The organism is Actinoallomurus liliacearum (genome assembly GCF_039542035.1).
Classification (GTDB): Bacteria; Actinomycetota; Actinomycetes; order Streptosporangiales; family Streptosporangiaceae; genus Actinoallomurus; species Actinoallomurus liliacearum.
On record NZ_BAABHJ010000040.1, the window covers coordinates 290,686 to 316,735 of the forward strand.

Below are 26,050 nucleotides of genomic sequence, written 5' to 3' on the forward strand. Positions count from 1 at the left end.
CGCCGGGCGTCGAGCGGCCGACTGTCCACAGGCTGTGGAAACCGGAGCGCGGCTCAGGCGTCGGGAAGCGCGTCGGGGAGCCCCACGGGTGCGTTCTCCCGGTCCTCCTCCGTCACCAGGATGAGGACCGCCAACGGCGTGGAGGTGTGCCGCCAGTGCTCGACGGCGGCGGTGAAGACCTCCAGCAGCGTCTGATGGACCGCCGGGTCGGCGCCCGCCAGCTCCCGCCAGTGGTCGTACATCACCAGGTAGCCGCAGTTCGCCGGCGCCCAGGACAGGTCCCGTAGGCCGTCCTGGAGGGCGTCCCAGTTGTGCCCGAAGTACGACGGCAGGAGGAACTCCTCGGCGCACCGCTCGAGGAGCGCCCGCTTGTCCCGTACATCGTGGACGTCGAGCCAGAAGACCCGCCGACCGGCGCGTTCGGCCTCGGCTGCGCCACGGGCGGCCTCCTTCCGGTCGACGGGCCAGGTGTACACGCCCGGTGGCCGGCGTCCGGTCAGGAGCTCCGCGATCATCACTCACCCATTCGCAGCGTTCGAAGGTCCGGCGGTCTGCCGCTCGCTGTACCTACCTTCGATGGTCCTCCGTACACCCGTCCGGCGTCAGCCCGCCCAGCCTCCGGAGTTGTAGGTCACCACCTCGGCCGTCATCAGCGGCACGAAGATGACGATCAGCACCACGTACGCCGGACGCCGGCACCGCCCGACCGCCAGCCACAGCGGCCACCACAGCAGCGTCGCCCGGCCGATCGACAGGTAGTACGCCGAGGTCAGCAGCGAGATCAGCGGCAGCCCGACGTACACGCTCTCCGCCCACTGCCGCCGCCACAACAGCCAGCAGGTCAGCGCGACGCCGACCGCCGCCGCGATCAGCTCCACCCGGAAGGCCGTCGTGAACTGGTCGTGCGTGCCGAAGGCCGCCTGCCACGTCGTCTCGAAGGAGGTCCACGGCCACACCGTCGAGCGCCCCCAGCCCGCCTCCTGCGCGTGCTGCCACGCCGACCAGTCGCCCGTACGACGCCAGAGGTACGCGGCGTAGCCCAGCACCGGAAGGAACGGCACCGCCAGCCACGGCGCCGACCGCCATCGCCGGTCGGCGGTCAGGAACTCCACGATCAACGCCGCGGCGAGGAAGAGCCCGGTCACCCGCACGCAGGACGCGCCCGCGGCGCACAGGACGGCGGCCGGCCACCGCCGCTGCCTGGCCAGCAGCCAGGCCGGCAGCGCGAACGCCAGGAAGAGGGTCTCGGAGTAACCGGCGAACAGGAACACGGCGTACGGGCTGACGAGCAGCGCGAACACCGCGCGCGGCCCCGCGCCGCTCAGGTGCGATCCGGCGTGCGCGCCGAGCCTGGGGTGTCCGGCGTGCGCCCCGCTCCCGCCGGCGTGTTCCCCGTCGGCGCCCGTCACGGCCTGCTCGCCGAGCCGGGCCAGCGCGACCGACGCCACCGCGCCGGCGACGAGGCTGACCAGCAGCGCCGACAGTTCCCAGTTCGGAATCAGCGGGTGGAGGATCCGCAGCACGAGCGGCAGGCCGGGGAAGAAGGCGGGCAGCCCGGCGTCCGGCGGGTGGGCGGGATTCCCCCGGTAGCCGTACTGGGCGATCTCCACGAAGTGGTCGACGTCCCACTGGGTCCACCGGCCGAGGAAGGAGTCGTGCAGGTCACCGTGCGACCACAGCGCCGAGGCGAGGAGCGAGATCCCCAGCACGGCCGCCCGCGTACCGAACCAGGCGCGCAGCGCGAGCCGGTCGCCGGTACGGAGCCGCGCCGCGCCGACGCCATCCGAGCGGCCTTCCTCGACCATGACTCAGGCGGGCCGGGGAACCCGGCGGCGCATCAGGACGAAGCGGTCCTCGGCGTCGTCCAGGACGCCGCCGGCCGGGTCGTCGGCGCCGCCGGCCCGTACGGTGTCGAGCCGGGGCACGAGGATGTCGATCACGACGAGCACCGCCAGCAGCAGGACGGTCAGGAACCGGGCCAGCAGCGCGATGAAGTAGACGCCGTCGCTGATGCCCGCCGCGGGGGCGTGTCCGGAGAGGACCGCGGACAGGGTGGCGGACAGCCCCACGCCGGGATGCTGCTTGGCACCGGCCATGAGGTACCACCAGATGCCGAAGAAGTAGACGATCTCCCCCGCCTGCCACAGCAGGAAGGCCGGGAGCTTGGGCCGGGCCAGCGCCACCAGCGGCAGCAGCCACAGGACGTACTGCGGCGACCAGACCTTGTTGGTCAGCAGGAACGCCGCGAGCGTCAGGAACAGCACCTGCGGCAGCCGGGGCCGGCGCGGGGCGAACAGCACGAGCAGCGCGATGCCCAGCGCGAGGATCACGAAGCCGGCCTCGCCCATGAGGTTCAGCGTCGACACCGTGTCGACCGACGACAGGCCCTTGCGCTCGGTCAGGAAGAAGATCGAGCCCCAGTCGACCGGGCGTTCCTGGTTGAACGTGTAGAACCGGCCCCAGCTGTCCCACGCCACCAGCATGATCGGCACGTTCACGACCAGCCAGGCGACGACCGTGCCGGCCAGCAGCCGGCCGAACTCCCGCCACCGGCCCGCGCGCAGGCACAGCAGGAACAGCGGGCCGAGGAAGACGAGGGGATAGAACTTCGCCGCGACCGCGAGGCCGAGCAGGACGCCCGCGACGCCGGGGCGACGGCGCGCCCAGGCCGCCAGCGCCAGCGCGGACAGGACCACGGCGAGCAGGTCCCAGTTGATGTACGCGGTGAGGAGGAGCGCGGGCGACGCGGCGACCATGAGCCCGACCCGGCGGCTCTGGCCGCCGGCGGCCAGCGCGGTCGCCAGCACGGTGACCACCGCGCACAGCACGAGCACCACCGCGGTCAGGTTGAAGAACCACATGCCGCGCGAGACGGCGTCATCCCCGCCGAACCAGCGCGCCGCCGTCGCGGCGACCTGCATGAACCCGCCGGTGAGCACGGGGTACTCCACCGGCTCGGGGATCTTGTCGAGGTACGGGACCTTCCCGTCGGCCAGGCCCCGCCCGAAGTACAGCGGATAGACGTCGGTGTAGCAGGCGTTGCGCACCGTCGGGATGAAGTCGAAGCCCACGTTCTTGCAGGGGACCTTCTGGAGGTACCCCAGCACCGAGACGGCCGCGGTCGTGGACACGAGCAGCGGCAGCACCTGCCGGAGGCCCGTACGGACACCGGCGGGGCCGGGGGAGTTCGCGGCTCCCCCGGCCCCATCGATCAGCTGTGACTCCGGCATGCCAGCAGGTTAATCCTTGAGCGGCCGGGCGGCCTGGCCCTGCACGTCCTGGGCGGTGTTGCCGTGCTTGCCGGGGGGACCACCCGGGTCCGTCGAGGGCGACGTGCAGTTCACGTCCCACGGCTTGCAGGTGGTGCCCGGACCCGGGCTTTGTGAGTGGTTCGGGCAGTCCGGCGTCGGGAATCGGTCGCAGTGCTTCGTGTCGTTCGGATTCGGCGTCTTGCGCGGCTTGCAGTCGTCGACCGCCGGGTCCTGGTCCGGCCGGCAGGTCGGCGTCATCGTCGGCGTCGGCGTCGTCGCCGTCGGGCTCGGCGTCGCGAACCGCTGGGTGTCGCCCTTGTAGACCGGCCCTTCGAAGTGCGTGACCGGCTTGTTCTCGAGCGCGCTGCTCATGAAGTCGTGCCAGATCCGGGCGGGGAAGTCACCACCGTTGACGTGCGAGAGGCCGCCGATGTTCTGCAGCGGAAGGAACTTGTGCTGCTTGTCGCGGTACCGCCACATGGCCACCGACGTGACGTACTGCTTCGGCGTGAACCCGACGAACCAGGCCGCCATGTTCTTGCTGGTCGTACCGGTCTTACCGGCGACCTCACGGCCGGGCAGCGCCGCGCGGTAGCCCGTACCCGGGTACTTCACGACCGACTGCATGGCGTACTGCGTGTCCCGCGCGACGTCCTTGGAGAACGCCTCGTGCTTGGTGACGTAGTGCTGCCACTTCTCCGGCTTGTAGGGGGCGCCCTTGGAGTCGAGCACCTTCCTGATGATGTGCGGCCGGATGTACTCGCCGTCGTTGGCGATCGTGGCGTAGCCGCCGGCCTGGGCCAGCGGGCTCATGTCGGCCTGACCGAGGAAGAAACCACCCTGGTTGAGCTGGTGCTTCATGCTGTCGGCGGGCAGCCCGGCCTTCTCGGCCAGATCGAACACGTCCTGCGAGCCGGCCTTGAAACCCAGCGGCACGTACACGGTGTTGTACGACATCTGGGTCGCCTTGATGAGGTCGACGACCTCGTTGGTGTTGCCCTCGTCGTTGACGACGGTCATCGCGCCGGATGTCCCCTTGGGGACGCTCTCGCCGTCGGTCGTGAAGTACTGCGGCGCCCTGGCGTCGAACATGCTCTTCAGCCCGATGCCGTTCTTGATCGCCGTCGCGAGCACGTAGGGCTTGAAGGAGGAGCCGACCTGGACGGTGGAGTAGAAGGCGTCGTCCTGCTGCCGTTTCGAGTAGTCGTGGCCGCCGTACGCCGCCAGGACCTCCCCGGTGTTCGGGTCGATCGTCACCAGGCCGGCCCGGGTGTCGCTCGGCAGTCCCTTGAGCTTCGGCTCGACGGCCGCGACGGCCTTGTCCTGCAGATCCTTGCGCCAGGTGGTGTAGATCTTCAGACCCTTGGTGTTGAGGTCCGTGTCGGTGAAGCCCATGGAGTTCCGCAGCACGTTGGTGATCCGCTGCAGGAGGTAGCCGTTCTGCCCGCGGTAGGCGCTGCTCGCCGTCTTCTTCACCTTGGGCAGGTGGTTCTGGTACTTGGCCAGGTCGGCGTCGGAGATGTTGCCCATCGTGCGCATGCCCTGGAGCACCCAGTTGTAGCGCTCCATGGTGTCGGTCCGCTGCTGGCCCTTGCTCGCGGGCGTGTAGTACCCGGGCTGCTTGATGTTCGAGGCGAGGATCGCGGCCTCGGGGACGGTGAGCTGCGACGCGCTGTGGCCGAACCAGATCTGCGCCGCGGTCTCGACGCTGTAGGCGCCGGTCATGTCCTTCGTCGGCGCGCCGAAGTAGATGGTGTTCAGGTAGTTCAGCAGGATCTGGTCCTTGCTGACCTGCTTGTTGACCTTCACCGCGATGAAGATCTCTTTGAACTTCCTGGTGAACGTGCGGTTCGGTGAGAGGTAGGCGTTCTTGACGTACTGCTGGGTGATCGTCGAACCGCCCTGCGTGTCGCCGCCCGAGACGTTGTTGTAGACCGCGCGGGCGATGCCCGTGGGCGAGATCGCCGCCTCGTGGTAGAACTTGCGGTCCTCTGCGGCCAGCGCGGCCGCCTGCATGGGCTTGCTCACCTTCGACAGGTCGGGCAGGATCTGGCGCGACGCGCCGATCCGGCCGAGGACCTGGGGGTTCTTCGCGCTGCCGCCCCAGTAGATCGTCGTGCCCTGCTCCTGGACATCCGCGTTGATCTTCGGCACCTTGACCATGGCGTACGCGACGCCGATCATGCAGATGCTCACGAGCGTGCCGATGCCGAAGACGGCGAGCCACAGCTTCCACGACAGAAGGCGGCGCCAGCCCTTCCGCTTCGCCTTCTTGCCGGAGCCGCGCCGCGTGCCGTCACCGTCGCCGGGACGCCGACGACCCGGGCCGCCACCGCCACCTGAGCCGCCAGGGCCACCGGGACCGCCCGGACGACCGGGACCGCCTGGGCCGCCGGGGTGTGGCCGGGTGGGAACCGCGGGGAGGTTCGACCCGTCAACCTGCGGCTGCGGCCGGGTCGGGGCAGGTCCGACAGACCCCGATCGACCGTACTCTGGCCCGTAATCGCTGCTGTAACTCACGCGACCTCGTTCACTGGGGTACGGCTTTTCAATCCGTCCGACAGTACTGTGTAGGCAAGTGAGCGGGGACCGCCTGCCGGGTGCACCACGCTGTCGCGCGGCTACTCTCGGACGCTCCGCCCCTGGTCAGGAGCGTTCTCTCCGTAGCCAAGGACGTACGACAGCGTCAGATGGTTCCAGGCACAACTTTGGCATACTTCAACCACATACACCCGGAATTCACCGAATTCCCGGGCCATCTCCTGGAGCTCGTCCGTCACCTTGACCCGCCCGGCGTAGCGGCCCAGCTCGTCCCCGTACACGTAGGTGACGTGGGTGAGCCGCTCCTTCCGGCAGACCGGGCAGGGCTGGTCGGTGGGCTCGCCGTGATACTTCGCGGCCCGCAGGAGGTACGGATGTGCGTCGCAGGCGTCCGCGACGGTCAGGCCGCCGGATGACAGCTCGGCCAACGTGGCCCGCCGGGCGAGCCCGTAGTCGACGACCAGTCGCTGGGACCACATGTCAGCAGACTACGACGACCCACAATCCTGCATTCGTGACATTCCGGACACTCTACGTACGTTCTTCCTGACCACGGCCGTAATTTCCGGGTCGGCCCGCGCTCCGGCTTGCCATGTTCGGAGGGGGACCGTATCTTCCTGATGTATCGAGTCGATACATTCGAGCGATACATCGAGTCGAGCGATGGAGTGGAGGGACCATGAGGAGCAAGGCCGGCGTACTGGAACTCGCCGTTCTCGGCCTGCTTCACGAGTCCCCCATGCACGGGTACGAGCTGCGCAAGCGGCTCAACACCCTGCTCGGCATGTTCCGCGCGTTCTCCTACGGCACGCTCTACCCCTGCCTCAAGGCGCTGCTCGAGCAGGGGTTGATCATGGAGGACGACGAGGAGCCCGCCGCGGTGCGACCGGGTGGCACCCGGCGCTCGAAGATCGTCTACAAGCTCACGGCCGAGGGGAAGGAGCGCCTTCAGGAGCTCCTCTCCGAGGCCGGGCCCGCGTCCTGGGAGGACGAGGGGTTCGGAGTACATTTCGCCTTCTTCGCCCACACCCGCGCCGACGTACGGCTACGGATCCTCGAAGGCCGGCGCAGCCGGCTCGAGGAGCGGCTGGAGAGCGTGCGCGTCGCACTGGCCCGTACGCGGGAGCGTGTCGACAACTACACGCTCGAGCTCCAGCAGCACGGGTTGGAGTCGGTCGAGCGCGAGGTCCGGTGGCTCAACGAGCTCATCGGCCGCGAACGCGCGCAGCAAGCAGATGAGAAGAACAACGGCTGAGGGCGCAAGGCGTCCCCCCGCACAAGAGAGCAAAGGAGCATCCGGATGGGTTCAGTGCGCGTGGCCATCGTCGGTGTCGGCAACTGCGCGAGCTCGCTCGTCCAGGGAGTCGAGTACTACAAGGACGCCTCGCCCGAGACTCGTGTCCCTGGTCTTATGCACGTACAGTTCGGCGACTACCACGTCGGCGACCTGGAGTTCGTGGCCGCCTTCGACGTCGACGCCAAGAAGGTCGGCCGCGACCTCTCCGAGGCGATCGTCGCCAGTGAGAACAACACCATCAAGATCTGCGACGTGCCGCCGTCCGGCGTCACCGTGCAGCGCGGCCACACCTTCGACGGCCTCGGCGAGTACTACCGCGAGATCATCGAAGAGTCGGACGACCAGCCGGTCGACGTCATCCAGGTGCTCAAGGACACCCAGGCCGACGTTCTCGTGTCCTACCTGCCGGTGGGCTCTGAGGAGGCGGACCGCTTCTACGCGCAGTGCGCCATCGACGCCGGCGTGGCCTTCGTCAACGCGCTGCCGGTCTTCATCGCCAGCGACCCGGAGTGGGCGCAGAAGTTCACCGACGCGGGCGTCCCGATCGTCGGTGACGACATCAAGTCCCAGGTCGGCGCCACCATCACCCACCGCGTGATGGCGAAGCTGTTCGAGGACCGCGGGGTCGAGCTGCTGCGCACGTACCAGCTCAACTTCGGCGGCAACATGGACTTCATGAACATGCTGGAGCGCAAGCGCCTCCAGTCGAAGAAGATCTCCAAGACGCAGTCGGTCACCTCGCAGATCCCGCACGAGATGGCCAAGGCCGACGTGCACATCGGCCCGTCCGACCACGTGCCGTGGCTCGACGACCGCAAGTGGGCGTACGTCCGCCTCGAGGGCCGCTCCTTCGGCGACACCCCGCTGAACCTGGAGTACAAGCTCGAGGTCTGGGACTCCCCGAACTCCGCGGGCGTCATCATCGACGCGGTCCGCGCCGCCAAGATCGCCAAGGACCGCGGCATCGGCGGCCCGATCCTGTCGGCGAGCTCCTACTTCATGAAGTCCCCGCCGGTGCAGTACAGCGACGACCAGGCCCGCGAGGCCGTGGAGTCCTTCATCCGCGGTGAGGTCGAGAGCTGAGCCGACGAGCGCTGAGCGAGAAGCACCGCCGGGCTCACGCGATGTAGTGAGCCGGGGGTGTCAGGTGAGGGGTCCGTGCGTCGTGGCGCACGGACCCCTCACCTTTTCGCCTGCTCAGAGCCGGACCCCGGATTTCGTCGCGGTTACGGTAAGCACATACTGTTACGTCGGCTCGGTCAGATGCCGGGGACTGCTCCCCGGTGCGAGGCTGGGCCGTGCAGGCGGACGACGGCCCCCGCCCAGGGCCGGTCGGGTCGCCTCCGGCGAAGGAGAAGGAAGAGGGTCACGAGCGCGGGAAGGTGACGCATAAGGGATACGTGCCGCAACGCCCGTATCACACCTAGTGAGGGTCCATCACGAGGTTGTCTCACCTACTGCACAGTTAAGTAACTCGTCCCAATCTTTACCGATCTGAGCTGGACAGCGACCGGGACACGAAGGTGTTCTCCCACGGGGACGTGTCGAGAACCCGGCATGCCTGCGAACAAAAGCATCACACCTAGCGCAACACGGCCGTAAGGCCGGATGGAGGGCGTTCATGACAGTCGAGAAGACGGGGTTGAAGGCAGCGGCCGCCATCGGCACGCTCGCCATCGCCCTCGCCGCCTGTGGCGGCGGGGGGAAGGGCGGCAGCTCCGATGAAGGAACGCCTCAAAAGGGCGGGACGCTGAAGATCGCAGGCTCGTCGGTGCCGGACCACATCGACCCCGCGAGCGCCTACAGCACGGTCAACCAGGGCTTCTCCCGCAACTGGGCGCTCACTCTCTTCACGAACAAGGCCTCGAACAACTTCAACGAGACCATCCCGAACTACCCGGACGCCGCGGCCGAGCTCCCCACCAAGGAGAACGGCGGCATCAGCGCGGACGGCAAGACCTACACGATCAAGCTGCGTGACGGTCTGAAGTGGAACACCAACCCGGTCCGCCCGGTCACGGCCGCCGACTTCGTTCGTGGTCTGAAGCGGACGTGCAACCCGGCGAGCCCTGCCGGTGCGCCGTACTACACGGACCTCATCACAGGCATGGCCGACTTCTGCAAGGGCTACGGCAAGGTCGACGCCAAGTCCGCCAAGGCGATGGGCGACTACCAGGAGAGCCACGACATCTCCGGCTACGTCGCCAAGGACGACAAGACCCTCGTCGTCACGCTGAAGCAGCCGGCCGGTGACTTCCTGAACATCATCGGCATGTCGTTCGCCTCGGCCGCGCCGAAGGAGTACGACAACTACGTCCCGGACAGCCCGGAGTTCCGGCAGCACACGGTCTCCGACGGCCCGTACCAGATGACGTCGTACAGCGACAAGAAGTTCATCCTGGAGCGCAACGCCAACTGGGACGCCGCCTCGGACAAGCTCCGCAAGGCGTACGTCGACCGCATCGAGGTCGACCTCGGCCAGGACTCTCCGGACCAGGTCCAGCAGCAGCTGGAGCAGGGCACGGCGGACCTCGCGTGGGACCAGCCGGTGCCGACCTCCGCGATCCCGCGCCTGGCGCAGGCCAAGGACAAGCGGTTCAGCCTGCAGGACAACCCGGGCGTCAACCCGTACATCGTCTTCAACACCCTGAGCCCCAACAACAAGGGCGCGCTGGGCAAGAAGGAGGTGCGGCAGGCGATCGAGTACGCGATCGACAAGGTCGCGATCGCCAAGAACTACGGCGGCATCAACGTGGCCCAGCCGGTCCGCTCCGCGGTCGCCCCGGGCAACGTCGGCTACGACGCGAACTACAACCCGTACCCGACCAACAACGACTCGGGTGACCCCGCCAAGTGCAAGCAGATGCTCTCGGCGGCCGGCTACGCGAACGGGCTCACGCTGAAGTTCCCGTACCGGACCAACAGCAACCACCCGCGCAACGCGCAGTCGATCCAGGCGAACCTGCAGGCCTGCGGGATCACCGTCCAGATGTCGCCGGACACCAACGGCAACTTCTACGGCACCACCCTGGTCACCCCGGCGGACGCCAAGGCCGGTAAGTGGGACATCGCCGCTCCGGGCTGGGGTCCGGACTGGTACGGCAACAACGGTCGTTCCGGCCTGCAGCCGCTGTTCGACGGCCGCATGTACGGCCCGAACTCCCCGGACTACGGCGGTTACAACAACGACCAGGTCAACAAGCTGATCGACCAGGCCAACCAGGCGCAGACCCAGGCCGACGCCCAGACGGCGTGGGCGCAGGTCAACAAGCTGGTCATGGACGATGCCGCCATCGTTCCGCTGATCACGCAGAAGTACTCGACCTACACGTCGGCGCGGATCCACAACACGCTGTTCCTCCCCGCCTTCCAGACCTACGACTACAGCCTGGTCTGGCTGGCCAAGAAGTAACCCACACCCCAATGAGACGGCCGGGTGCGCCCCGCACGAGGCGTGCCCGGCCGTCATCATGCCGGGACGATGTCCCTATCACGCACTCACTCTGGGTAATCTTCGATGGAACTCGCCCTGGCGCGTAACCCCTAACTCAGTTCTCGAAGGGGAGGACATGAGCCTTCTCGAGGTCACAGACCTAAAGGTCTCCTTCAACACCTCGGACGGCGTCGTACAAGCGGTTCGCGGAATGACCTTCAGCATCGACCGCGGCAAGACGCTCGGCATCGTCGGTGAATCCGGCTCCGGCAAGAGCGTCAGCACCCAGACCCTCATGGGTCTCACGCCGGGTGCCAAGGTCAGCGGCCAGGCCCTGTTCGAAGGCCAGAACCTGCTCTCGATGACCCCCGACCAGCTTCGCCGGATCCGTGGTCCGCAGATCTCCATGATCTTCCAGGATCCGCTGTCCAGCCTGCACCCGCTGTACAAGGTGGGCTGGCAGATCATCGAGATGATCCGGACCCACGAGCCGGACGTCTCCAAGGCCGCCGCGCGCAAGCGCGCGATCGAACTGCTCGGCATGGTCGGCATCCCGCAGCCGGACCGGCGGGTGGACGACTTCCCCCACCAGTTCTCCGGCGGCATGCGCCAGCGCGCGATGATCGCCATGGCGCTCGCGCTGAACCCGAAGCTCATCATCGCCGACGAGCCGACGACCGCCCTCGACGCGACCGTGCAGGCCCAGATCCTGGACCTGATGCTGCGCCTGCAGCGCGAGTTCGACACGGCGCTCATCATGATCACTCACGACCTCGGTGTCATCGCCGACCTGGCCGACGACGTCCTCGTGATGTACGCCGGCAAGCCGGTCGAGCACACCGACCGGCGGTCGCTGTACTACCGGTCCCACCACCCGTACACCGCCGGTCTGCTCCGGTCGATCCCGAGCGGCGCCGGCGGCCGCGGCGGCCGGTTGATCCCCATCGCGGGGCAGCCGCCGAGCCTCATCAACCCGCCTTCGGGATGCGCGTTCCATCCTCGTTGCCCGTACGTCATGGACACGTGCCGGGTCGACGAGCCACCGTTGCGAGAGGTGGCCGCGGGCCACGGGTCCGCGTGCTGGCTCCCCAAGGACGCGCTCGGTCTCAGTCCCGAGGCGGAGCAGTTGCGGGAGAGCGCCGTGGCAGCGGGCCGGAAGAAGGAGGGCGCGTGAGCGAGCGGAGCGAGCGAACCAATGAGCACAGCGCCTCTGGTCCCTCCCCCGACGGAGGAGGCCGCTTGACCGAGCGGAGCGAAGTGGGCGGAGATGTCCTCGTCAAGGTCGAGGGCGCCTACAAGCACTTCCCCATCAAACAGGGGATCATCTTCAAGCACGAGGTGGCGCGGGTCCACGCCGTCGACGGCGTCGACCTGGAGGTACGCCGCGGCGAGACCCTCGGCATCGTCGGGGAGAGCGGCTGCGGCAAGTCGACGCTGGCCCGCTGCATCACCGGCCTGCACCCGCTGACGAAGGGGCGGATCCTCTTCGAGGGCAAGGAGGTCGGCCCCACGCCGGACAAGGCGTTCCGGCGTGACGTTCAGATGATCTTCCAGGACCCGTACGGCTCGCTGAACCCGCGCCGCCGGGTCGGGTCGATCATCGGTGACCCGTTCGACATCCACGGGATCGCCGACGGCGCGGAGCGCAAGCGGCGGGTCCAGGAGCTGATGGAGCTCGTGGGTCTCAACCCCGAGCACTACAACCGGTTCCCGGCGGAGTTCTCCGGCGGTCAGCGGCAGCGCATCGGCGTCGCCCGTGCCCTTGCGCTCAGGCCGAAGCTGATCGTCTGTGACGAGCCCGTCTCGGCGCTGGACGTGTCGATCCAGGCGCAGGTGATCAACCTCCTGAAGGACCTGCAGGAGGAGCTCGGACTCACCTACATCTTCATCGCGCACGACCTGTCGGTGGTGGAGTACGTCTCCGATCGGGTCGCGGTCATGTACCTCGGCAAGATCGCCGAGAACGCCGAGGCCGAGGAGCTCTACGCCAAGCCCCGCCACCCGTACACCAACGCCCTGCTGTCGGCGGCGTCCATCGCCGACCCGGACGAGGCGGAGAAGCGCGAGCGGATCATCCTGACCGGTGACGTGCCGTCGCCGATCAAGCCGCCGCCCGCGTGCCGGTTCCACCCGCGCTGCCCGAAGGCGCAGGCGCTCTGCTCCACCGAGGAGCCGACCCTGATCGCGCACGAGGGCGACATCGCCGACCATCTGACGGCGTGCCACTTCCCCGTGCAGATCGGTGAGAACCTCGCCGAGGCGCAGGCCGGCATCGCCCAGGAGTCCACCGAGCCCACTCTGGGGGTGTCCGAATGAGTCTTACCGAGCTCAGCGCCGACGCCATTCCGGCCGACGTCGAACCGAGCGGCCGGCAGATCCAGGGGCGCAGCCCGTTCAAGCTCGCCATGAGCCGGCTGATGCACGACAAGGTGGCGGTCGTCTCCGCGGTCGTGCTGATCCTCATCATCGTGTTCGCGATCGCGGCTCCGCTGTTCGCCTCCTGGACGCACCACCCGTACGCCGCGCAGTACCCCGACCTCGCCCGCGACTCCTGGGGCCTGCCGAAGGGCCCGAGCAAGGACTTCTGGCTCGGTGCCGACCCGCTCGGGCGCGACGTGCTCGTCCGGGCCGCGTACGGCGCGCGGATCTCGCTGCTCGTCGGCATCTCCGCGACGATCCTGGCCACCCTCATCGGGGTCACGGTCGGCGTGCTCGCCGGTTACATCGGCGGCGCCGTCGACACCGTGCTGGCCCGCCTCATGGACGTCGTGCTGTCCTTCCCGTACCTCCTGGTCGCGATCGTGATCGCCACGACGTTCAAGCCGCACTCCACCTGGCTCAGCGTGACCATCACGATCGTCGTGATCGCGTTCTTCTCCTTCGCCGCCATGGCCCGCATCGTGCGCGGCCAGGTCATCTCGCTGAAGGAGAAGGAGTTCATCGAGGCGGCCCGGTCGCTGGGCGCCGGCCGGCTGCGGATCATGTTCGTCGACATCCTGCCGAACCTCGTCGCGCCGGTCACGGTGCTCGCGTCGCTGCTCGTCCCGACGGCCATCGTGTTCGAGGCGACGCTGTCGTTCCTCGGGGTCGGCATCCAGCCGCCGATGCCCAGCTGGGGCAGCATGCTGAACGACGCGGACTACCGGAGCTCGCTGTGGCTCCTGTTCGTGCCGGGCGGGCTGCTGCTGCTGACGACCCTCGCGTTCAACCTGCTCGGAGACGGCATCCGCGATGCGTTCGACCCGCGCAGCGAGCGTCTCATCGGAAAGTAGGTCCTGACGATGCTTCGATTCATCATTCGGCGGCTGCTGTTCGGGATCCTCGTCCTGTGGCTGGTCACCACCACCGTCTTCGGGCTGCTGCACATCTCTCCGACCCCGGTGGAGAAGATGATCGCCGGTCCGCGGGCGTCCGCCGCGACGGTCGCGCTGATCCGGCACAACCTGGGGCTCGACAAGCCCTTCCTGGTCCAGTACTGGAACTTCCTGAAGAACACCTTCACCGGTGACCTGGGCTACTCCTACGTCACCCAGGCGAAGGTCTCGTCGATCATCGCGGACCGCCTCCCGGCCACCCTCTGGCTGGTCGGCGGCGCGGCGGTCCTCTGGTTCGTCGGCGGCGTCACCACCGGCGTGCTCAGCGCGACCCGGGCCCGCAGCTTCCTCGACCGGGCGTCCACCGTGTTCGTGCTGATCGGCCTGTCGGTCCCGCCGTTCCTGATGGCGCTCCTGACGCTCCTGCTGTTCTTCACGAAGTTCGGCGACTGGGGCATCCACCTGTTCCAGCCGGGCCAGTACACCTCGCCGCTGGACGACCCGCAGCAGTTCCTGCAGCGCATGGTGCTGCCGTGGGTCGCGCTGGCGTTCATGCTGGTGGCGACGTACACCCGACTGACCCGCGGCTCGATGATGGACGTCCTCGGTGAGGACTACATCCGGACCGCGCGGGCCAAGGGCCTGTCCGAACGGCGGGTGATCTACCGCCACGGGCTGCGGGCGGCGCTGACGCCCGTCATCACCCAGTTCGGCGTCGACCTCGGCGCGTTGATCGGCTCGACGATCGTCACCGAGAAGGTGTTCGGTCTGCAGGGCATCGGCCAGCTCGTCTACAACTCGATCGTCAAGGGGGACACCCCGGTCATCCTGGGCGTGACGCTGCTGACGGCACTGTTCGTGGTCGTCGCCAACCTGATCGTCGACATCGGGTACTCCTTCCTCGACCCGCGCGTGCGCGTCGACTGACGGAGCTCGGCGGTCGGAACGGCCGGTCGTCCCCCGGGGGCGGCCGGCCGTTCGGCTGTTCTAGGCTTGGGCGGTGTCCTACACCGCCGACCTTCGCCTGGTCATCCGGGGTCAGGACTTCCGCCGTCTGTTCACGACACGCGTCGTCTCGGCACTGTCCGACGGCGTCTTCCAGGTGGGCCTCGCGGGCTACGTCCTGTTCTCCCCCGAGCAGCAGGCCACCGCCGTGGAGGCCGCCGCCACGGCCGCGGTACTGCTGCTGCCGTACTCCGTGCTCGGCCCGTTCGCCGGGGTCTTCATCGACCGGTGGCGGCGCCGGCAGATCCTCGTCCACGCCCCGCTCATCCGGGCCGTCGCCGTCGCCGTGACCGCGCTGCTGCTGGCGCGCGGCGAGGACGGCGTCCCGTTCTTCCTCGCCGCGCTCGTCGTGTTCGCGGTGAACCGATTCTTCCTGTCCGCGCTGTCGGCGGCACTGCCCCGCGTGGTCGGGGCGACGGAGCTCATCACCGCCAACGCCGTGTCGGTCACCTCCGGAACGATGATGACCTTCGCCGGCGCCGGGGTGGGGTACGTCCTGCGCGTCCTGTTCGGCGCCGGTCACTCCGGAACGGCCGCCGTCCTCCTCGCCTCCGCCGTCCTCTACGTCGTCACCGCGCTGGTCGCCAGACGCATGGGCCGCGACCGGCTGGGCCCGGACCGGAGCGAGCTTCGGGCGGACACCCGTGAGGCGCTCGGACAGGTGCTGCACGGCCTCGTCGAGGGCGCCCGGCACGTATGGGACCGGCGGCCGGCCGCGGCGGCGCTCGGCGCGATCGGCGCGCACCGGTTCCTGTACGGCATCACCACGATCATGACGGTGCTGCTGTTCCGCAACTACTTCGCGAGCAGCGCGGAGGCCGGTCTCGGCGGCTTCGCGGTCGTCCTCGTCGTGTCCGGGATCGGCTACTTCCTGGCGGCCGTGACGACCCCGCTCGTCACCGCGCGGATCCGCAAGGAGGCGTGGATCGCGGTCCAGCTCGCGTTCGCCGCCGTGGCCGAGGTGGTCCTCGCCGCGCCCTTCTCACCGGGACCGTTCATCCTGGGCTCCTTCGTCCTCGGCCTGGTCTCGCAGGGCGTGAAGCTCTGCGTGGACACGATCGTCCAGACCACCGTGGCCGACGCCTTCCGCGGCCGGGTCTTCGCCCTCTACGACATGCTCTTCAACGGCATGTACGTGGCCGGTTTCGCCGTCGCCGCCGCCCTCCTGCCCGCCAACGGCAAGTCCTACGGCGTCCTCGCCCTCATCGGCGTCGGCTACGCCCTCTCAGCCCTGATCTACTGGCTGTCCGCGAGAGGCACCGCGCAGGTCGCCACCTCCGCCAGCGGGTCGGCGAGTGCTTGATCCTTGGCGAACACCGCGCTCTACCGGCAACGTTCGCCAGGGATCAACGCCCGTCCTCAGCGAGAGGTGAAGACCGGGGTCCAGGAATCCCCCCGGTCCGTGTGGCGGTAGCCGGTGAGCGGCGTGATCGTCTTGCCGTCGACGCTCACCAGGACCAGTCGGTTGTAGAACTCGCCCTTGCCCATGCATGCCTTCGGCTTGCAGGCCACCGCGATCAGATGGCCGTCATCGGCCCACGCGCTCAGCTGCTCGACGGGCTGGACGCCGACCGTGCGCCCGCTCGCGGCGTCCTTCACGGTGGTGAGAGGGCCGGGGCCGGAGCCGGGATTCCCGGTGGCGACGTACCGGCCGTCCGGCGACAGCCCGGCATCCTGATCGCTGTCCGCCTCGTGGGGCGGTGCCGCCCGCGGCCTTCCCCGCAGGTCGTAGAAGGTCTTGGTGGGTACCGTGCCGGTCGGCGACCAGATCAACGCGCCTGATCGGCTCCAGCCGAGATCCTGCCTGACGTTGAAATTGTCCGTGTCCTGCGGAAGAGGGCGGAAGGAGCCTGTATGGCCGGTCTTCGCGTCGACGACATAGAAGCCGGTCCGGGTGCTGGATCGCGGCCCGGTGGGCAGGTCCGGACTCTGGGCATACGTCGTCACGAGGAGCCGCCGCCCGTCCGCGGACCAGGACAGGCCTCCGGCCCGGCGGCCGAGCGGGATCCAGCGGGTCACCTTCCGCGTGCGCGTGTCCAGCAGGCCGACCCGCGCGGCCGGCAGCGGGCCTTCGAGCACGGCCGCCTTCCGCAGGCCCGGTGCGACGGCCAGGTACGCCCATGGCGTCTCCCGGTACCCGCCGGACGCCGGGTCGTACAGGTACCACGTGCGCTGCGACGCGACCGCGAGGCCGTTCCCCGGCCGGTGCGTCACGTAGTAGGCGGACATCGCGATCCGTCCGGCGGCGACGAACCGTACGGGCGGGGAATGCGCCGGGTCGGCGTGCAGGCTGGTGTCCACCGGCCGCGTCGCGGGTCGCGGCGCCGGGCCCCGCTCGACCCCGGCCGTGACCGCCCCGGCCGCCACGAGCGCCGCGGCGCCGGTGGCCAGCGCGACCGTACGGACGCGCCGCCGGGTGCGACGGCGCAGCGCCCGCTCGGCCAGCCCGGCCGGCGCCGTGGCATCGGCCGACCATTCCGTCAGGGATCGCCCGATCAGCGTCTCGAGCTTCACTGGTGGACCTCCGTCATGCTTTCGACCGTGGCCAGTTCGGGGGCGAGTTGCCGTAGGCGGGCCAGGGACCGGTGTGTCGTGCTGCGTACGGTGCCGACGCCGCAGTCGAGGATCCGGGCCACCTCCGACTCGGACAGGTCCTCGAAGAAGCGGAGGACCAGGACCGCCCGCTGCCGGGCGGTGAGCCGCGCCATCGCCCGCCGTACGCTGAGTTTCAGGTCGACGGCGGCGGTGTCGTCGTCCCGCGCCGTCTCCGGCGGGAGCGCCACCTGCGTCTCGCGGCGCCGCCATCGGAGCCGCCACCAGCTGACCTGCTGGTGGTACATCACGCGCCGCACGTAGGCGTCGGGGTCATCGACCGTGCGCCAGCGGGCGGCCGTCTTCACGAGCGCGACCTGCAGCAGGTCCTCGGCCGACTGCCGGTCACCGCCGGTGAGCAGATAGGCGAGGCGCATCAGCGCGGGTGACCGCGCCACCACGAACTCGTGGAAATGTCGCTCCGCTGCGGCATCCATCGTCACCTCCGAAGTGCGTCGATCTCCTTAGACGCCTGCGGGGCGCGGCGGCTATGCCTGGCCGGGCGAAATCGGTATCGAGAAGATCGGCGCTCAGAACGCGTCCAGTTCCTCCTCCTCGTCGAGGGCGTGCCCGTCGTCGCCGGAGTGCAGGTCCGGTTCACGGCCGAGGGCCGACGCGACCAGGCCGAGGAGGCCGCGGAAGAGCCCGGGCCGGTCGGCCTCCGGCGGAGCGGGCGGCCGGTCGGCTTCCGGTGCGTCGGGGTGCGGTCCTCTCGGGGCCGCGGCGGTCACGGTAACCATCGTCACCTCCGAAGTGCGTCACCCTGGAGACGCCTCCGGACCGCCGCGGCTATGCCACCCGGATGATCTTTCCGGCCTCCGCGGCCGGTGATCAGCGGGTCGCCGCTCGCGCTCCCGCGAGCATCGCCCGGGTGATCCGTTCGATGTCCTCGGCGGTGCAGACGTACGGCGGCATCGTGTAGATCAGGTTGCGGAAGGGCCGCAGCCACACGCCCTGCGCCATGACGGCGTCCTGGACGGTGCCGACGTCGACGGGGTCGGTCAGCTCGATCACTCCGATCGCGCCGAGCACCCGGACGTCGACGACCCCGGGCACGTCCCAGGCGGGCCGCAGGCCGGCCGTGAGCAGCTTCTCGATCCCGGCCACCTCGGCCCGCCAGTCGCGCTGCCGCAGCAGTTCGATCGACGCGATGGCGACGGCGCAGGCGAGCGGGTTGGCCATGTACGTCGGGCCGTGCATCAGCGCGCCGGCCTCGCCGTCGCTGATGCCGCGGGCGACCCGGTCGGTGCACAGGGTGGCGGCCATGGTCAGGTAGCCGCCGGTGAGCGCCTTCCCAACGCACATGATGTCCGGGCTGATCCCGGCCCGTTCGCAGGCGAACAGCGTGCCGGTCCGGCCGAACCCGGTGGCGATCTCGTCGAGGATCAGCAGCACGTCGTGCCGGTCGGCGAGCTCACGCAGCAGGCGGACGTACGCCGGGTCGTAGAACCGCATGCCGCCCGCCCCCTGGACGACCGGTTCGACGATGATGGCGGCCAGCTCGTGGGCGTGGGCGGCGACGACGCTCTCCAGCTCCGCGGCGTACGTCGGCACGTACGCGGTCTCGTACGGTGCCGGGGGCATGGGCGCGAAGACGTGGGCGGGCAGCAGGTCCGCGAACAGGTGGTGCATGCCGCCGACCGGGTCGCAGACCGCCATCGCGCCGAAGGTGTCGCCGTGGTACCCGCCGCGCACGGTGCACAGCCGGGTCTTGCCCGTGCGGCCCCGCGACCGCTGGTACTGCAGGGCCATCTTGATCGCGACCTCGACGGAGACCGATCCCGAGTCGGCGAAGAACACCTTCGTGAGCGGCTCCGGCGTGCAGTCGACCAGCAGCTCCGCGAGGCGTACCGCCGGAGGGTGGGTGAGGCCGCCGAACATCACGTGGGCCATCGCGGCGAGCTGCCGGGTGAGGGCCGCGTCGAGGACGGGGTGGGCGTACCCGTGGATCGCCGCCCACCACGACGACATCCCGTCGACCAGCTCCCGGCCGTCGGCGAGGGTCAGGCGTACGCCCTGCGCCGCGACGACCGGGTGCACCGGCGTCGTCGCCGGCATGGGGGCGTACGGGTGCCAGATGTGCTCCCGGTCGAACGCGAGGAGTTCCTCAGGGCCCATGCGGCCCAATGATCGCATCCGGAGCGGCTCCGCGCGGGGATCTCAGCCCTGCTCGCGAGCCCACTCGCGGAGCGCCTCGGCCGCGGCCTCCTTGCCGATCGGACCGCGGTCGAGCCGCAGGTCGAGCAGGAACTTGTACGCCTTGCCGACGGCCGGGCCGGGCTGGATGCCGAGGATCTGCTGGATCTCGTTGCCGTCCAGTTCGGGCCGGATCTTGGAGAGCTCCTCCTGCTGCTGCAGGCGGGCGATCCGCGCCTCGAGCTGGTCGTACGTGCGGGCCAGCGCGGCGGCCTTGCGCCGGTTGCGGGTGGTGCAGTCGGCGCGGGTGAGCTTGTGCAGCCGCGGCAGCAGGTGCCCGGCGTCGCGGACGTAGCGGCGCACCGCCGAGTCGGTCCACTCGCCCGTGCCGTAGCCGTGGAAGCGCAGGTGCAGCTCGACGAGGCGGGAGACGTCGGCGACGACGTCCTTCGGGTACCGCAGCGCGGTGAGCCGACTCTTGGTCATCGCCGCGCCGACGACCTCGTGATGGTGGAAGGTCACGCGGCCGCCGTCGACGAACGAGCGCGTCTTCGGCTTGCCGATGTCATGCAGCAGCGCGGCCAGCCGCAGCACGAGGTCCGGGCCGTTCTCCTCCTGGGCGATCGCCTGCTCGAGCACGATCAGGGAATGCTCGTAGACGTCCTTGTGCCGGTGGTGCTCGTCGATCTCCAGCCGGAGCTTCGGGAGCTCGGGCAGCACCCGCTCGGCCAGGCCGGTGTCGACCAGCAGCGTGAGGCCGGCGCGCGGGTGGGCGCCGAGCAGCAGCTTGGACAGCTCGTCGCGGACCCGCTCTGCCGAGACGATCTCGATGCGGTCGGCCATCGCCTTCATCGCGGTCACGGTCTCGGGGGCGACGGTGAAGCCGAGCTGCGCGGCGAACCGCGCGGCGCGCATCATCCGCAGCGGGTCGTCGCCGAAGGAGTCCTCGGGGCGTCCGGGAGTCCGCATGACCTTCTGCCTCAGGTCCCGCAGGCCACCGAAGGGGTCCACGAACTCGTGCCCCGGCAGGCGCGCGGCCATGGCGTTCGCCGCGAAGTCGCGGCGGGCGAGGTCGCCCTCGAGGGAGGTGCCGTACGTCACCTCCGGCTTGCGCGAGTCGGGGTCGTAGGACTCGCTGCGGTACGTGGTGATCTCGAGCTGGTGGTCGCCCTTGCGCAGGCCGATCGTGCCGTACTCGATACCGATCGTCCAGACGGCGTCCGCCCAGCCCTCGACGATCTCCAGGACCCGGTCGGGATGAGCGTCGGTGGCGAAGTCGAGGTCGTTGACCGGACGGCCGAGCAGGGCGTCGCGCACCGGACCGCCGACGAGGGCGAGCTGGTGCCCCGCGTCCGCGAAGCGCCGGCCGAGGTCGTCGGCGAGGGGCGTCACGCGCCGCAGCAGGTCTCGGACTGCCGCGTGCTGGTCGGAGGTCACGTCATGGTCGTTCGGCACGGCAATCGAGCCTAAGTCCTCGCACGTGGCGGGCAAAACGCGAATCACCGCGCGGGTGATCCGCTAACAGCCGGAAATCGGGGTAAATCTCCCGAACAGGCACGGAGACCACGATGAAGGACGCACTTTCCATCCATCGGCTCCTGCTGGAGCGCCAGATGGCCCACGAGATCGTACGCCTGCCGAGACACATCGGCTCCGCGGACGATCTTCCCGAGGTGCTCGGCCTGCCGCCGTCCCGCTGCCTGTGCACACGGGTCTACCTCCCGTACGAACCCGGTCGCCTGTACACCGCGCACCATCCCCTCGTCGCGGTGATCGTGACGGCGGGGACCCGGCCCGCGCCGGCCGCCGTGGCCGACGCCCTCGGCGTCCCGGAGGTACGGCCGGCACCGGTCGACCTGGTGAACGAGGTCACCGACTACGCGGCAGAACTCGTGGCGCCACTGCTCCTGCCCGCCGAGGTCACCACGCTGGTGGACCAGCGGGCGGCGCACGGCGACGAGGTCGTCTACACCACCACGGGAGAGGCCTGGACGGCCCTGGGGATCCACACTCTCGATCTGTTCACACTCTGTGACGCGAAACCCACGCCGATCCCCTGCACGCACGCCCCCGAAGGCCCCGAGTCCTAGCGATCATTGACCGAGGACGTACGCGCGGCTACTACGATTGCGGCCGTGTCCCGCCCGCGCAGACCGAGTCGTCGGCCCGCCGGCCCGCCGGGCCGTCACCGCGAGGAGACGTCGGCGGGCGGCCTGGTCGTCGACACGGCAGACACCCCACGAGCCGCGTTGATCGCCAGGTACGACCGCGACGGCAGGCTCCTGTGGTCGCTGCCGAAGGGGCACCTCGAGGCCGACGAGACGATCGAGGAGGCGGCCGTGCGAGAGGTCGAGGAGGAGACCGGCATCCGCGGCCGGATCATCGCCCCGCTCGGCAGCGTCGACTATTGGTTCTCCGTCGACCGGAGACGGGTGCACAAGACCGTGCACCATCATCTGCTGATCGCCGTCGGAGGCGCCCTCTCGGACGGTGACGCGGAGGTCGCCGAGGTCGCCTGGGTACCGCTCGACGAGGTCGCCGGCCGTCTCGCCTACGCCGACGAACAGGCGCTCGTCGCCAAGGTGCCCGAGCTGCTCGCGGGCACCGCATGAAGCGGCTCCTCGCCTTCGTCATCCCGCTGGTGCTGACCGGAGCACCGGCGTTCGCCGCCACCCCGCCTCCGCACCCCGGGACCCGCACCACGCACACCGGCCACGCCGCGGCCCCCGAACGCGCCTCCCGCGCCCGGCAGCCCGCCGGCAAGCTGCCCGTCAACGTCGTCCTCGACTCGGTGACCCCGAGCTACCTGCAGCAGTCCTCTGAGACCCTGAGGCTGAAGGGCCAGGTGCAGAACCAGTCCGACAACGCCTACCAGCGGCTCACCCTCCGCCTCGTCTACTCCACGCAGAGGGTGGGCAGCCGCGGAGCGCTGCAGGCGTACGCCGACGGGAAGACCGCCGACCCGTCCCTGCTCGGCAAGGCACAGGTCGTGTCGGCGGCCGCGCAGCCGGGCGGCCATCAGCCGTGGGCGCTCGCACTGCCCGTCAGCCGGATGCACCTGCCCGGGTTCGGCGTCTACCCGATCGCCGTCGAGGCGGTGAACTCCGTCAACCAGGTCGTCGGCCGCCAGCGCACGCTCATCACCTACTTCCCGAAGTACACATTCGGCGCGAAGACTCGGGTCTCGTGGGTCTGGCCGGTGATCGACCAGCCGCACCGCGCCGACGACTCGACGTTCGTGGACGACCGGCTGGAACGCGCGCTGGGCGCCGGGGGGCGGCTGAACGACCTGGTGACGGCGGCGGCCTCGCCCTCGTACAAGGCGGTCAGCTGGCTCGTCGACCCCGCGCTGGTGGACGACGTCGCCCAGTTGGCGAACAAGGACGGCTACAGCCTCAAGGACGCCCACAAGCCGAAGAGCGCCACCGCGCAAGCCTGGCTGCAGACCCTGCGCAACTCCCTCGCCGGCAAGAACGTCATCGCCACGCCGTACGCCGACCCGGACGTCATGGCGCTGTCGCGCGCCGGTCTGGGACAGCACGTCAAGACGGCCGTCGACGCGGTGCCGTCCGCTCTCGGCCGGGCGAACATGCCCCTGGAGAACACGACGGTGGCGGTGCCACCGGACGGCGCCGCCGACCAGCGGACCCTGAACGATCTCGTCAAGGCCGGGGCCGGCACCATCCTGCTGAACAGCACCGTCCTGCCCAACCTGCAGGCGCAGAGCTACACCGCGAATCCCCAGACCACGAAGAAGATCAACGGCAAGAACGTCCGGCTCATCGCGTACGACGACACGATCAGCAAGGTCCTCGCCGCGGAGACCGACGAGCCGGGGGGAGCACTGCTCGCCGAGCAGCGGTTCCTCGCCGAGACGGCCATGATCACCAGTGAGCTGCCCGCCAACCCGCGGACCGTGGTCATCGTGCCGCCACGCCGCTGGAGCCCGGGCGCGACCTTCGCCAAGGACCTGCTGAAGTTCTCCGCGCACGCACCGTGGATGCGCATGGCCCCACTGGGCGCCGTCGCGAAGCAGCGGAAGTCGGAGCCGCGCACCTTCGTACCGCCGAAGAGCCAGAACGGCCTGTCGAAGCGCTACCTGAAGCCGGTGAAGGACCTCAGCCTGGAGGCATGGCGGTTCACCACGGTCTTCCAGCCCCCGGCGAGCGGGTTCACCCTCGGCGTCGCGCGGGCCGAATCGTCGGCGTGGGCCGACCAGACCCGGAGTGGACTGCGGCTGCGGCAGACGCTGGAGAGCCGGCTCCGCGCCGCCCAGGACAAGATCAAGGTGCTCAACGACCACTTCGACCTGGCAGGCAAGTCCGGGCAGGTGCCGATCACGGTCTCCAACGGGCTCGAGCACGGCACCGTGAAGATCAAACTGCGCGCCGTCTCGCAGAACGACACGCGGCTCCACGTCGAAGGCCCGGGGGAGAAACAGAGCGAGATCACGCTCGAGGCCGGCCACAAGGAGACGGTCAACCTCTACATGAAGGCGGCGGCCAACGGCCCCGCCTACGTCTACCTGGACCTGCTCGGCCCGGACGATAAGCCGTTCACGACGACCAGGGTGCTGACTGTCCGCGCGACCGCGTACGGGCGAACCGCGCTGCTCATCACCGGTATCTCGCTTGCCGTAGTCTGCGTCGGCGTCGGATATCGCGTGATACGGCGCCGAGGTGACGAAGCGGAGGACACGACGGGTGGCTGAGGCACAACCAGGTCCCGAGGCCGCGGTGACGCGGGTCGATCTTCCGGCGATCTCTCCCGAGGAGCCCGCCGAGGAGCCCGGCCGCCGCGGCGGAGTCAGCGGACTGCTCAAGTCCAGCGCCGTCATGGCCCTGGGCACGATCGCGTCCCGGCTCACCGGCTTCATCCGCACGGCCGTGCTCGTCATCGCGCTGGGCACCCATGCGCTCGGTGACGTCTACAACACCGCGAACACCTTCCCCAATGTCATCTACGACCTGCTCCTCGGCGGCGTGCTCACCGCAGTGCACGTCCCGATGCTGGTGCGCGCGCTGGAGAAGGACCGTAAGTACGGCGAGGAGTACGAAGCGCGCCTGCTGACCCTCGTCCTCGGCGCGCTGCTGGCGCTGACGGCGATCGCGATGGTCTGCGCGCCGCTGCTCGTCGACCTGTACGCCGGCTCGTACGACAAGCAGAAGCACGACCTGGCCGTCCTCTTCGCGCTGTTCTTCCTGCCGCAGATCTTCTTCTACGGCGTCGGCGCACTGGCCGGCGCGTCGCTCAACGCCCGGGGCAGCTTCGCCGCGCCGATGTGGACGCCGGTCCTCAACAACGTCGTCGTGATCGTGATCGGCGTCGCGTTCCTCTTCGTCGCCGGCCGGGGCGTCGGCCCGGCGAACATCACGCACACCGAGATCCTGCTGCTGGCGGGCGGCACCACGCTCGGCATCGTGATCCAGACGATCGCCATGTGGCCGTCCCTGCGGAAGGTCGGCTTCCGGTACCGGCCGCGGTTCGACTTCCGCCGCGAGGAGCTCGCGCCGGTCGGCGGCATGGCGCTGTGGACGCTGCTGTACGTCGCGATCCAGCAGGTCGGCTTCGTCGTCAACACGAACATCGCCAACGGCGCCGGTGACAAGGGCGCCCGCGAAGGCATCACGTACGGCGTCGGGCTCACGCCGTGGAGCAACGCGTACCTGCTGTTCCAGCTCCCGTACGCGATCGTCGGCGTCTCGGTGGTCACGGCGCTGCTGCCGCAGATGAGCCGGCACGCCTCCGAGCGACGGTACGACCTGGTCCGAGAGGACATGTCCTCCGCGCTGAACCTGTCGTCGGTGGTGATCGTGCCGTCCGCCGCGCTGCTGTTCGCGCTGGCGCCGGAGATGACCACGCTGTTCTTCGCGCACGGCTCCACGAAGATCTCCGACGCGCTGATGATCGGCAACGTGCTGCAGGCGTTCACGTTCGCGCTGGTGCCGTTCGCGATCTACCAGCTGCTGCTGCGGGTCTTCTACGCGCTCGCCGACACCCGCACGCCTGCCTTCATGGCCGTCTTCAACGTGGCGATCAGCATCACCCTCGGACTGATCGGCTACCACACGCTGCCCACGGACAAGATCGTGATGGGCATCTCGATCGCCCTGGGCGTGTCCTGGACGTTCGGCTGCTTCGTGGCGGCGTTCATCCTGCGCCGTCGGCTGAACGGCCTCGGCGCCCGGCACATCGTCACGTCGCATGTGAAGATCGCGGTCGCGACGGTCCCGGCGCTGTTGTTCGCGCTCGCCGTGCACCTGGTCAGTTTCAAGTTCTTCTACTACAACGTTCTGTCGTCGCTGGGCGTTCTCGTGATCGGCGGAGGCGGGGCAATGGTGCTGTACTTCCTGGTCGCGCGGCTTCTGCGGATCCCCGAGATGGAATCGCTGCAACGAACCATGATGGCCAGATTGCCCGGTCGTGGGGCGAGTTAGGAGGCGCTGCCCGTAAGGTGGGAGAGCGCGACTCGCGCCGGGTA

Annotated in this window: 22 protein-coding genes; 12 read left to right on the top strand and 10 right to left on the bottom strand. The window is 69.3% G+C overall.

Annotated features, from left to right (window positions below; translation table 11 throughout):
• Positions 1-53 precede the first annotated feature (53 nt).
• The 5 genes from ABD978_RS39920 to ABD978_RS39940 all read right to left on the bottom strand — a co-directional run bounded on the left by ABD978_RS39920 (position 54) and on the right by ABD978_RS39940 (position 6,271).
• Positions 54-515, bottom strand: a complete 462-nt coding sequence (locus tag ABD978_RS39920; RefSeq protein WP_345366230.1) for a barstar family protein — start codon at positions 513-515, stop codon at positions 54-56.
• 87 nt (positions 516-602) lie between these two features.
• Positions 603-1,805 carry a glycosyltransferase family protein gene (locus ABD978_RS39925; protein ID WP_345366232.1) on the bottom strand — a complete coding sequence of 401 codons (1,203 nt, stop codon included), beginning with the start codon at positions 1,803-1,805 and terminating at the stop codon, positions 603-605.
• Between the two features lie 3 nt (positions 1,806-1,808).
• Positions 1,809-3,230, bottom strand: a complete 1,422-nt coding sequence (locus tag ABD978_RS39930) for a glycosyltransferase family 87 protein (protein WP_345366234.1) — start codon at positions 3,228-3,230, stop codon at positions 1,809-1,811.
• A 9-nt stretch (positions 3,231-3,239) separates the two neighbouring features.
• Complete coding sequence (locus ABD978_RS39935; protein WP_345366236.1) at positions 3,240-5,447, bottom strand: transglycosylase domain-containing protein; 2,208 nt, start codon at positions 5,445-5,447, stop codon at positions 3,240-3,242.
• A gap of 425 nt (positions 5,448-5,872) precedes the next feature.
• On the bottom strand, positions 5,873-6,271 hold the full coding sequence (locus ABD978_RS39940) for a DUF5318 family protein (protein ID WP_345366238.1): 399 nt from the start codon (positions 6,269-6,271) through the stop codon (positions 5,873-5,875).
• 200 nt (positions 6,272-6,471) lie between these two features.
• Between ABD978_RS39940 and ABD978_RS39945 the strand changes: the two genes are divergently transcribed.
• From ABD978_RS39945 to ABD978_RS39980, 8 genes are all read left to right on the top strand, one after another.
• Entirely contained in the window at positions 6,472-7,047 is a 576-nt protein-coding gene (locus ABD978_RS39945; protein WP_345366240.1) for a PadR family transcriptional regulator, read from the top strand.
• Between the two features lie 45 nt (positions 7,048-7,092).
• Positions 7,093-8,172 carry an inositol-3-phosphate synthase gene (locus ABD978_RS39950; protein WP_345366243.1) on the top strand — a complete coding sequence of 360 codons (1,080 nt, stop codon included), beginning with the start codon at positions 7,093-7,095 and terminating at the stop codon, positions 8,170-8,172.
• Positions 8,173-8,710: 538 nt separating this feature from the next.
• Entirely contained in the window at positions 8,711-10,501 is a 1,791-nt protein-coding gene (locus ABD978_RS39955) for an ABC transporter substrate-binding protein (protein WP_345366245.1), read from the top strand.
• Between the two features lie 157 nt (positions 10,502-10,658).
• Positions 10,659-11,696, top strand: coding sequence for an ABC transporter ATP-binding protein (locus tag ABD978_RS39960; protein WP_345366247.1), 1,038 nt, complete (start codon positions 10,659-10,661; stop codon positions 11,694-11,696).
• A 65-nt stretch (positions 11,697-11,761) separates the two neighbouring features.
• Positions 11,762-12,838: an ABC transporter ATP-binding protein gene (locus tag ABD978_RS39965; RefSeq protein ID WP_345366249.1), complete on the top strand. Its 1,077-nt coding sequence runs from the start codon at positions 11,762-11,764 to the stop codon at positions 12,836-12,838.
• Positions 12,835-13,794, top strand: a complete 960-nt coding sequence (locus ABD978_RS39970; protein ID WP_345366251.1) for an ABC transporter permease — start codon at positions 12,835-12,837, stop codon at positions 13,792-13,794. The genes ABD978_RS39965 and ABD978_RS39970 overlap by 4 nt, the downstream gene beginning before the upstream one ends.
• A gap of 9 nt (positions 13,795-13,803) precedes the next feature.
• Positions 13,804-14,763, top strand: a complete 960-nt coding sequence (locus ABD978_RS39975) for an ABC transporter permease (protein WP_345366253.1) — start codon at positions 13,804-13,806, stop codon at positions 14,761-14,763.
• A 73-nt stretch (positions 14,764-14,836) separates the two neighbouring features.
• Positions 14,837-16,144, top strand: a complete 1,308-nt coding sequence (locus ABD978_RS39980; protein ID WP_345366255.1) for an MFS transporter — start codon at positions 14,837-14,839, stop codon at positions 16,142-16,144.
• 56 nt (positions 16,145-16,200) lie between these two features.
• Here ABD978_RS39980 and ABD978_RS39985 read toward each other — a convergent pair whose 3' ends face one another.
• From ABD978_RS39985 to ABD978_RS40005, 5 genes are all read right to left on the bottom strand, one after another.
• Positions 16,201-17,355: a hypothetical protein gene (locus ABD978_RS39985; RefSeq protein WP_345366257.1), complete on the bottom strand. Its 1,155-nt coding sequence runs from the start codon at positions 17,353-17,355 to the stop codon at positions 16,201-16,203.
• Positions 17,352-17,870, bottom strand: a complete 519-nt coding sequence (locus tag ABD978_RS39990) for a SigE family RNA polymerase sigma factor (RefSeq protein WP_345366259.1) — start codon at positions 17,868-17,870, stop codon at positions 17,352-17,354. Before ABD978_RS39990 ends, ABD978_RS39985 begins: the two co-directional genes overlap by 4 nt.
• Before the next feature lie 93 nt (positions 17,871-17,963).
• The gene (locus ABD978_RS39995) at positions 17,964-18,164 is read right to left on the bottom strand and encodes a hypothetical protein (RefSeq protein WP_345366261.1); all 201 of its coding nucleotides are present in this window, start codon (positions 18,162-18,164) and stop codon (positions 17,964-17,966) included.
• Positions 18,165-18,264: 100 nt separating this feature from the next.
• A complete protein-coding gene (locus ABD978_RS40000) occupies positions 18,265-19,551 on the bottom strand; it encodes an adenosylmethionine--8-amino-7-oxononanoate transaminase (RefSeq protein WP_345366263.1) in 1,287 nt (428 codons plus the stop codon).
• A gap of 42 nt (positions 19,552-19,593) precedes the next feature.
• Entirely contained in the window at positions 19,594-21,024 is a 1,431-nt protein-coding gene (locus ABD978_RS40005) for a CCA tRNA nucleotidyltransferase (RefSeq protein ID WP_425550818.1), read from the bottom strand.
• 113 nt (positions 21,025-21,137) lie between these two features.
• Here ABD978_RS40005 and ABD978_RS40010 point away from each other — a divergent pair, with 113 nt between their 5' ends.
• The 4 genes from ABD978_RS40010 to murJ are packed head-to-tail and all read left to right on the top strand — an operon-like array spanning position 21,138 to position 26,006.
• Positions 21,138-21,659 (top strand): aminoacyl-tRNA deacylase, encoded by a 522-nt coding sequence (locus ABD978_RS40010; protein ID WP_345366265.1) that lies wholly within the window; start codon positions 21,138-21,140, stop codon positions 21,657-21,659.
• 45 nt (positions 21,660-21,704) lie between these two features.
• Positions 21,705-22,181 carry an NUDIX domain-containing protein gene (locus ABD978_RS40015; RefSeq protein ID WP_345366267.1) on the top strand — a complete coding sequence of 159 codons (477 nt, stop codon included), beginning with the start codon at positions 21,705-21,707 and terminating at the stop codon, positions 22,179-22,181.
• Positions 22,178-24,280, top strand: coding sequence for a DUF6049 family protein (locus ABD978_RS40020; RefSeq protein WP_345366269.1), 2,103 nt, complete (start codon positions 22,178-22,180; stop codon positions 24,278-24,280). The genes ABD978_RS40015 and ABD978_RS40020 overlap by 4 nt, the downstream gene beginning before the upstream one ends.
• Entirely contained in the window at positions 24,273-26,006 is a 1,734-nt protein-coding gene (gene murJ, locus ABD978_RS40025) for a murein biosynthesis integral membrane protein MurJ (RefSeq protein WP_345366271.1), read from the top strand. The genes ABD978_RS40020 and murJ overlap by 8 nt, the downstream gene beginning before the upstream one ends.
• Positions 26,007-26,050 lie beyond the last annotated feature (44 nt).

Coding starts and splice junctions, on each gene's coding strand:
- ABD978_RS39920 (WP_345366230.1), bottom strand. CDS start 515: ATGATCGCGGAGCTCCTGACCGGACGCCGGCCACCGGGCGTGTACACC.
- ABD978_RS39925 (WP_345366232.1), bottom strand. CDS start 1,805: ATGGTCGAGGAAGGCCGCTCGGATGGCGTCGGCGCGGCGCGGCTCCGT.
- ABD978_RS39930 (WP_345366234.1), bottom strand. CDS start 3,230: ATGCCGGAGTCACAGCTGATCGATGGGGCCGGGGGAGCCGCGAACTCC.
- ABD978_RS39940 (WP_345366238.1), bottom strand. CDS start 6,271: ATGTGGTCCCAGCGACTGGTCGTCGACTACGGGCTCGCCCGGCGGGCC.
- ABD978_RS39945 (WP_345366240.1), top strand. CDS start 6,472: ATGAGGAGCAAGGCCGGCGTACTGGAACTCGCCGTTCTCGGCCTGCTT.
- ABD978_RS39950 (WP_345366243.1), top strand. CDS start 7,093: ATGGGTTCAGTGCGCGTGGCCATCGTCGGTGTCGGCAACTGCGCGAGC.
- ABD978_RS39955 (WP_345366245.1), top strand. CDS start 8,711: ATGACAGTCGAGAAGACGGGGTTGAAGGCAGCGGCCGCCATCGGCACG.
- ABD978_RS39960 (WP_345366247.1), top strand. CDS start 10,659: ATGAGCCTTCTCGAGGTCACAGACCTAAAGGTCTCCTTCAACACCTCG.
- ABD978_RS39970 (WP_345366251.1), top strand. CDS start 12,835: ATGAGTCTTACCGAGCTCAGCGCCGACGCCATTCCGGCCGACGTCGAA.
- ABD978_RS39975 (WP_345366253.1), top strand. CDS start 13,804: ATGCTTCGATTCATCATTCGGCGGCTGCTGTTCGGGATCCTCGTCCTG.
- ABD978_RS39990 (WP_345366259.1), bottom strand. CDS start 17,870: ATGGATGCCGCAGCGGAGCGACATTTCCACGAGTTCGTGGTGGCGCGG.
- ABD978_RS40000 (WP_345366263.1), bottom strand. CDS start 19,551: ATGGGCCCTGAGGAACTCCTCGCGTTCGACCGGGAGCACATCTGGCAC.
- ABD978_RS40010 (WP_345366265.1), top strand. CDS start 21,138: ATGAAGGACGCACTTTCCATCCATCGGCTCCTGCTGGAGCGCCAGATG.
- ABD978_RS40020 (WP_345366269.1), top strand. CDS start 22,178: ATGAAGCGGCTCCTCGCCTTCGTCATCCCGCTGGTGCTGACCGGAGCA.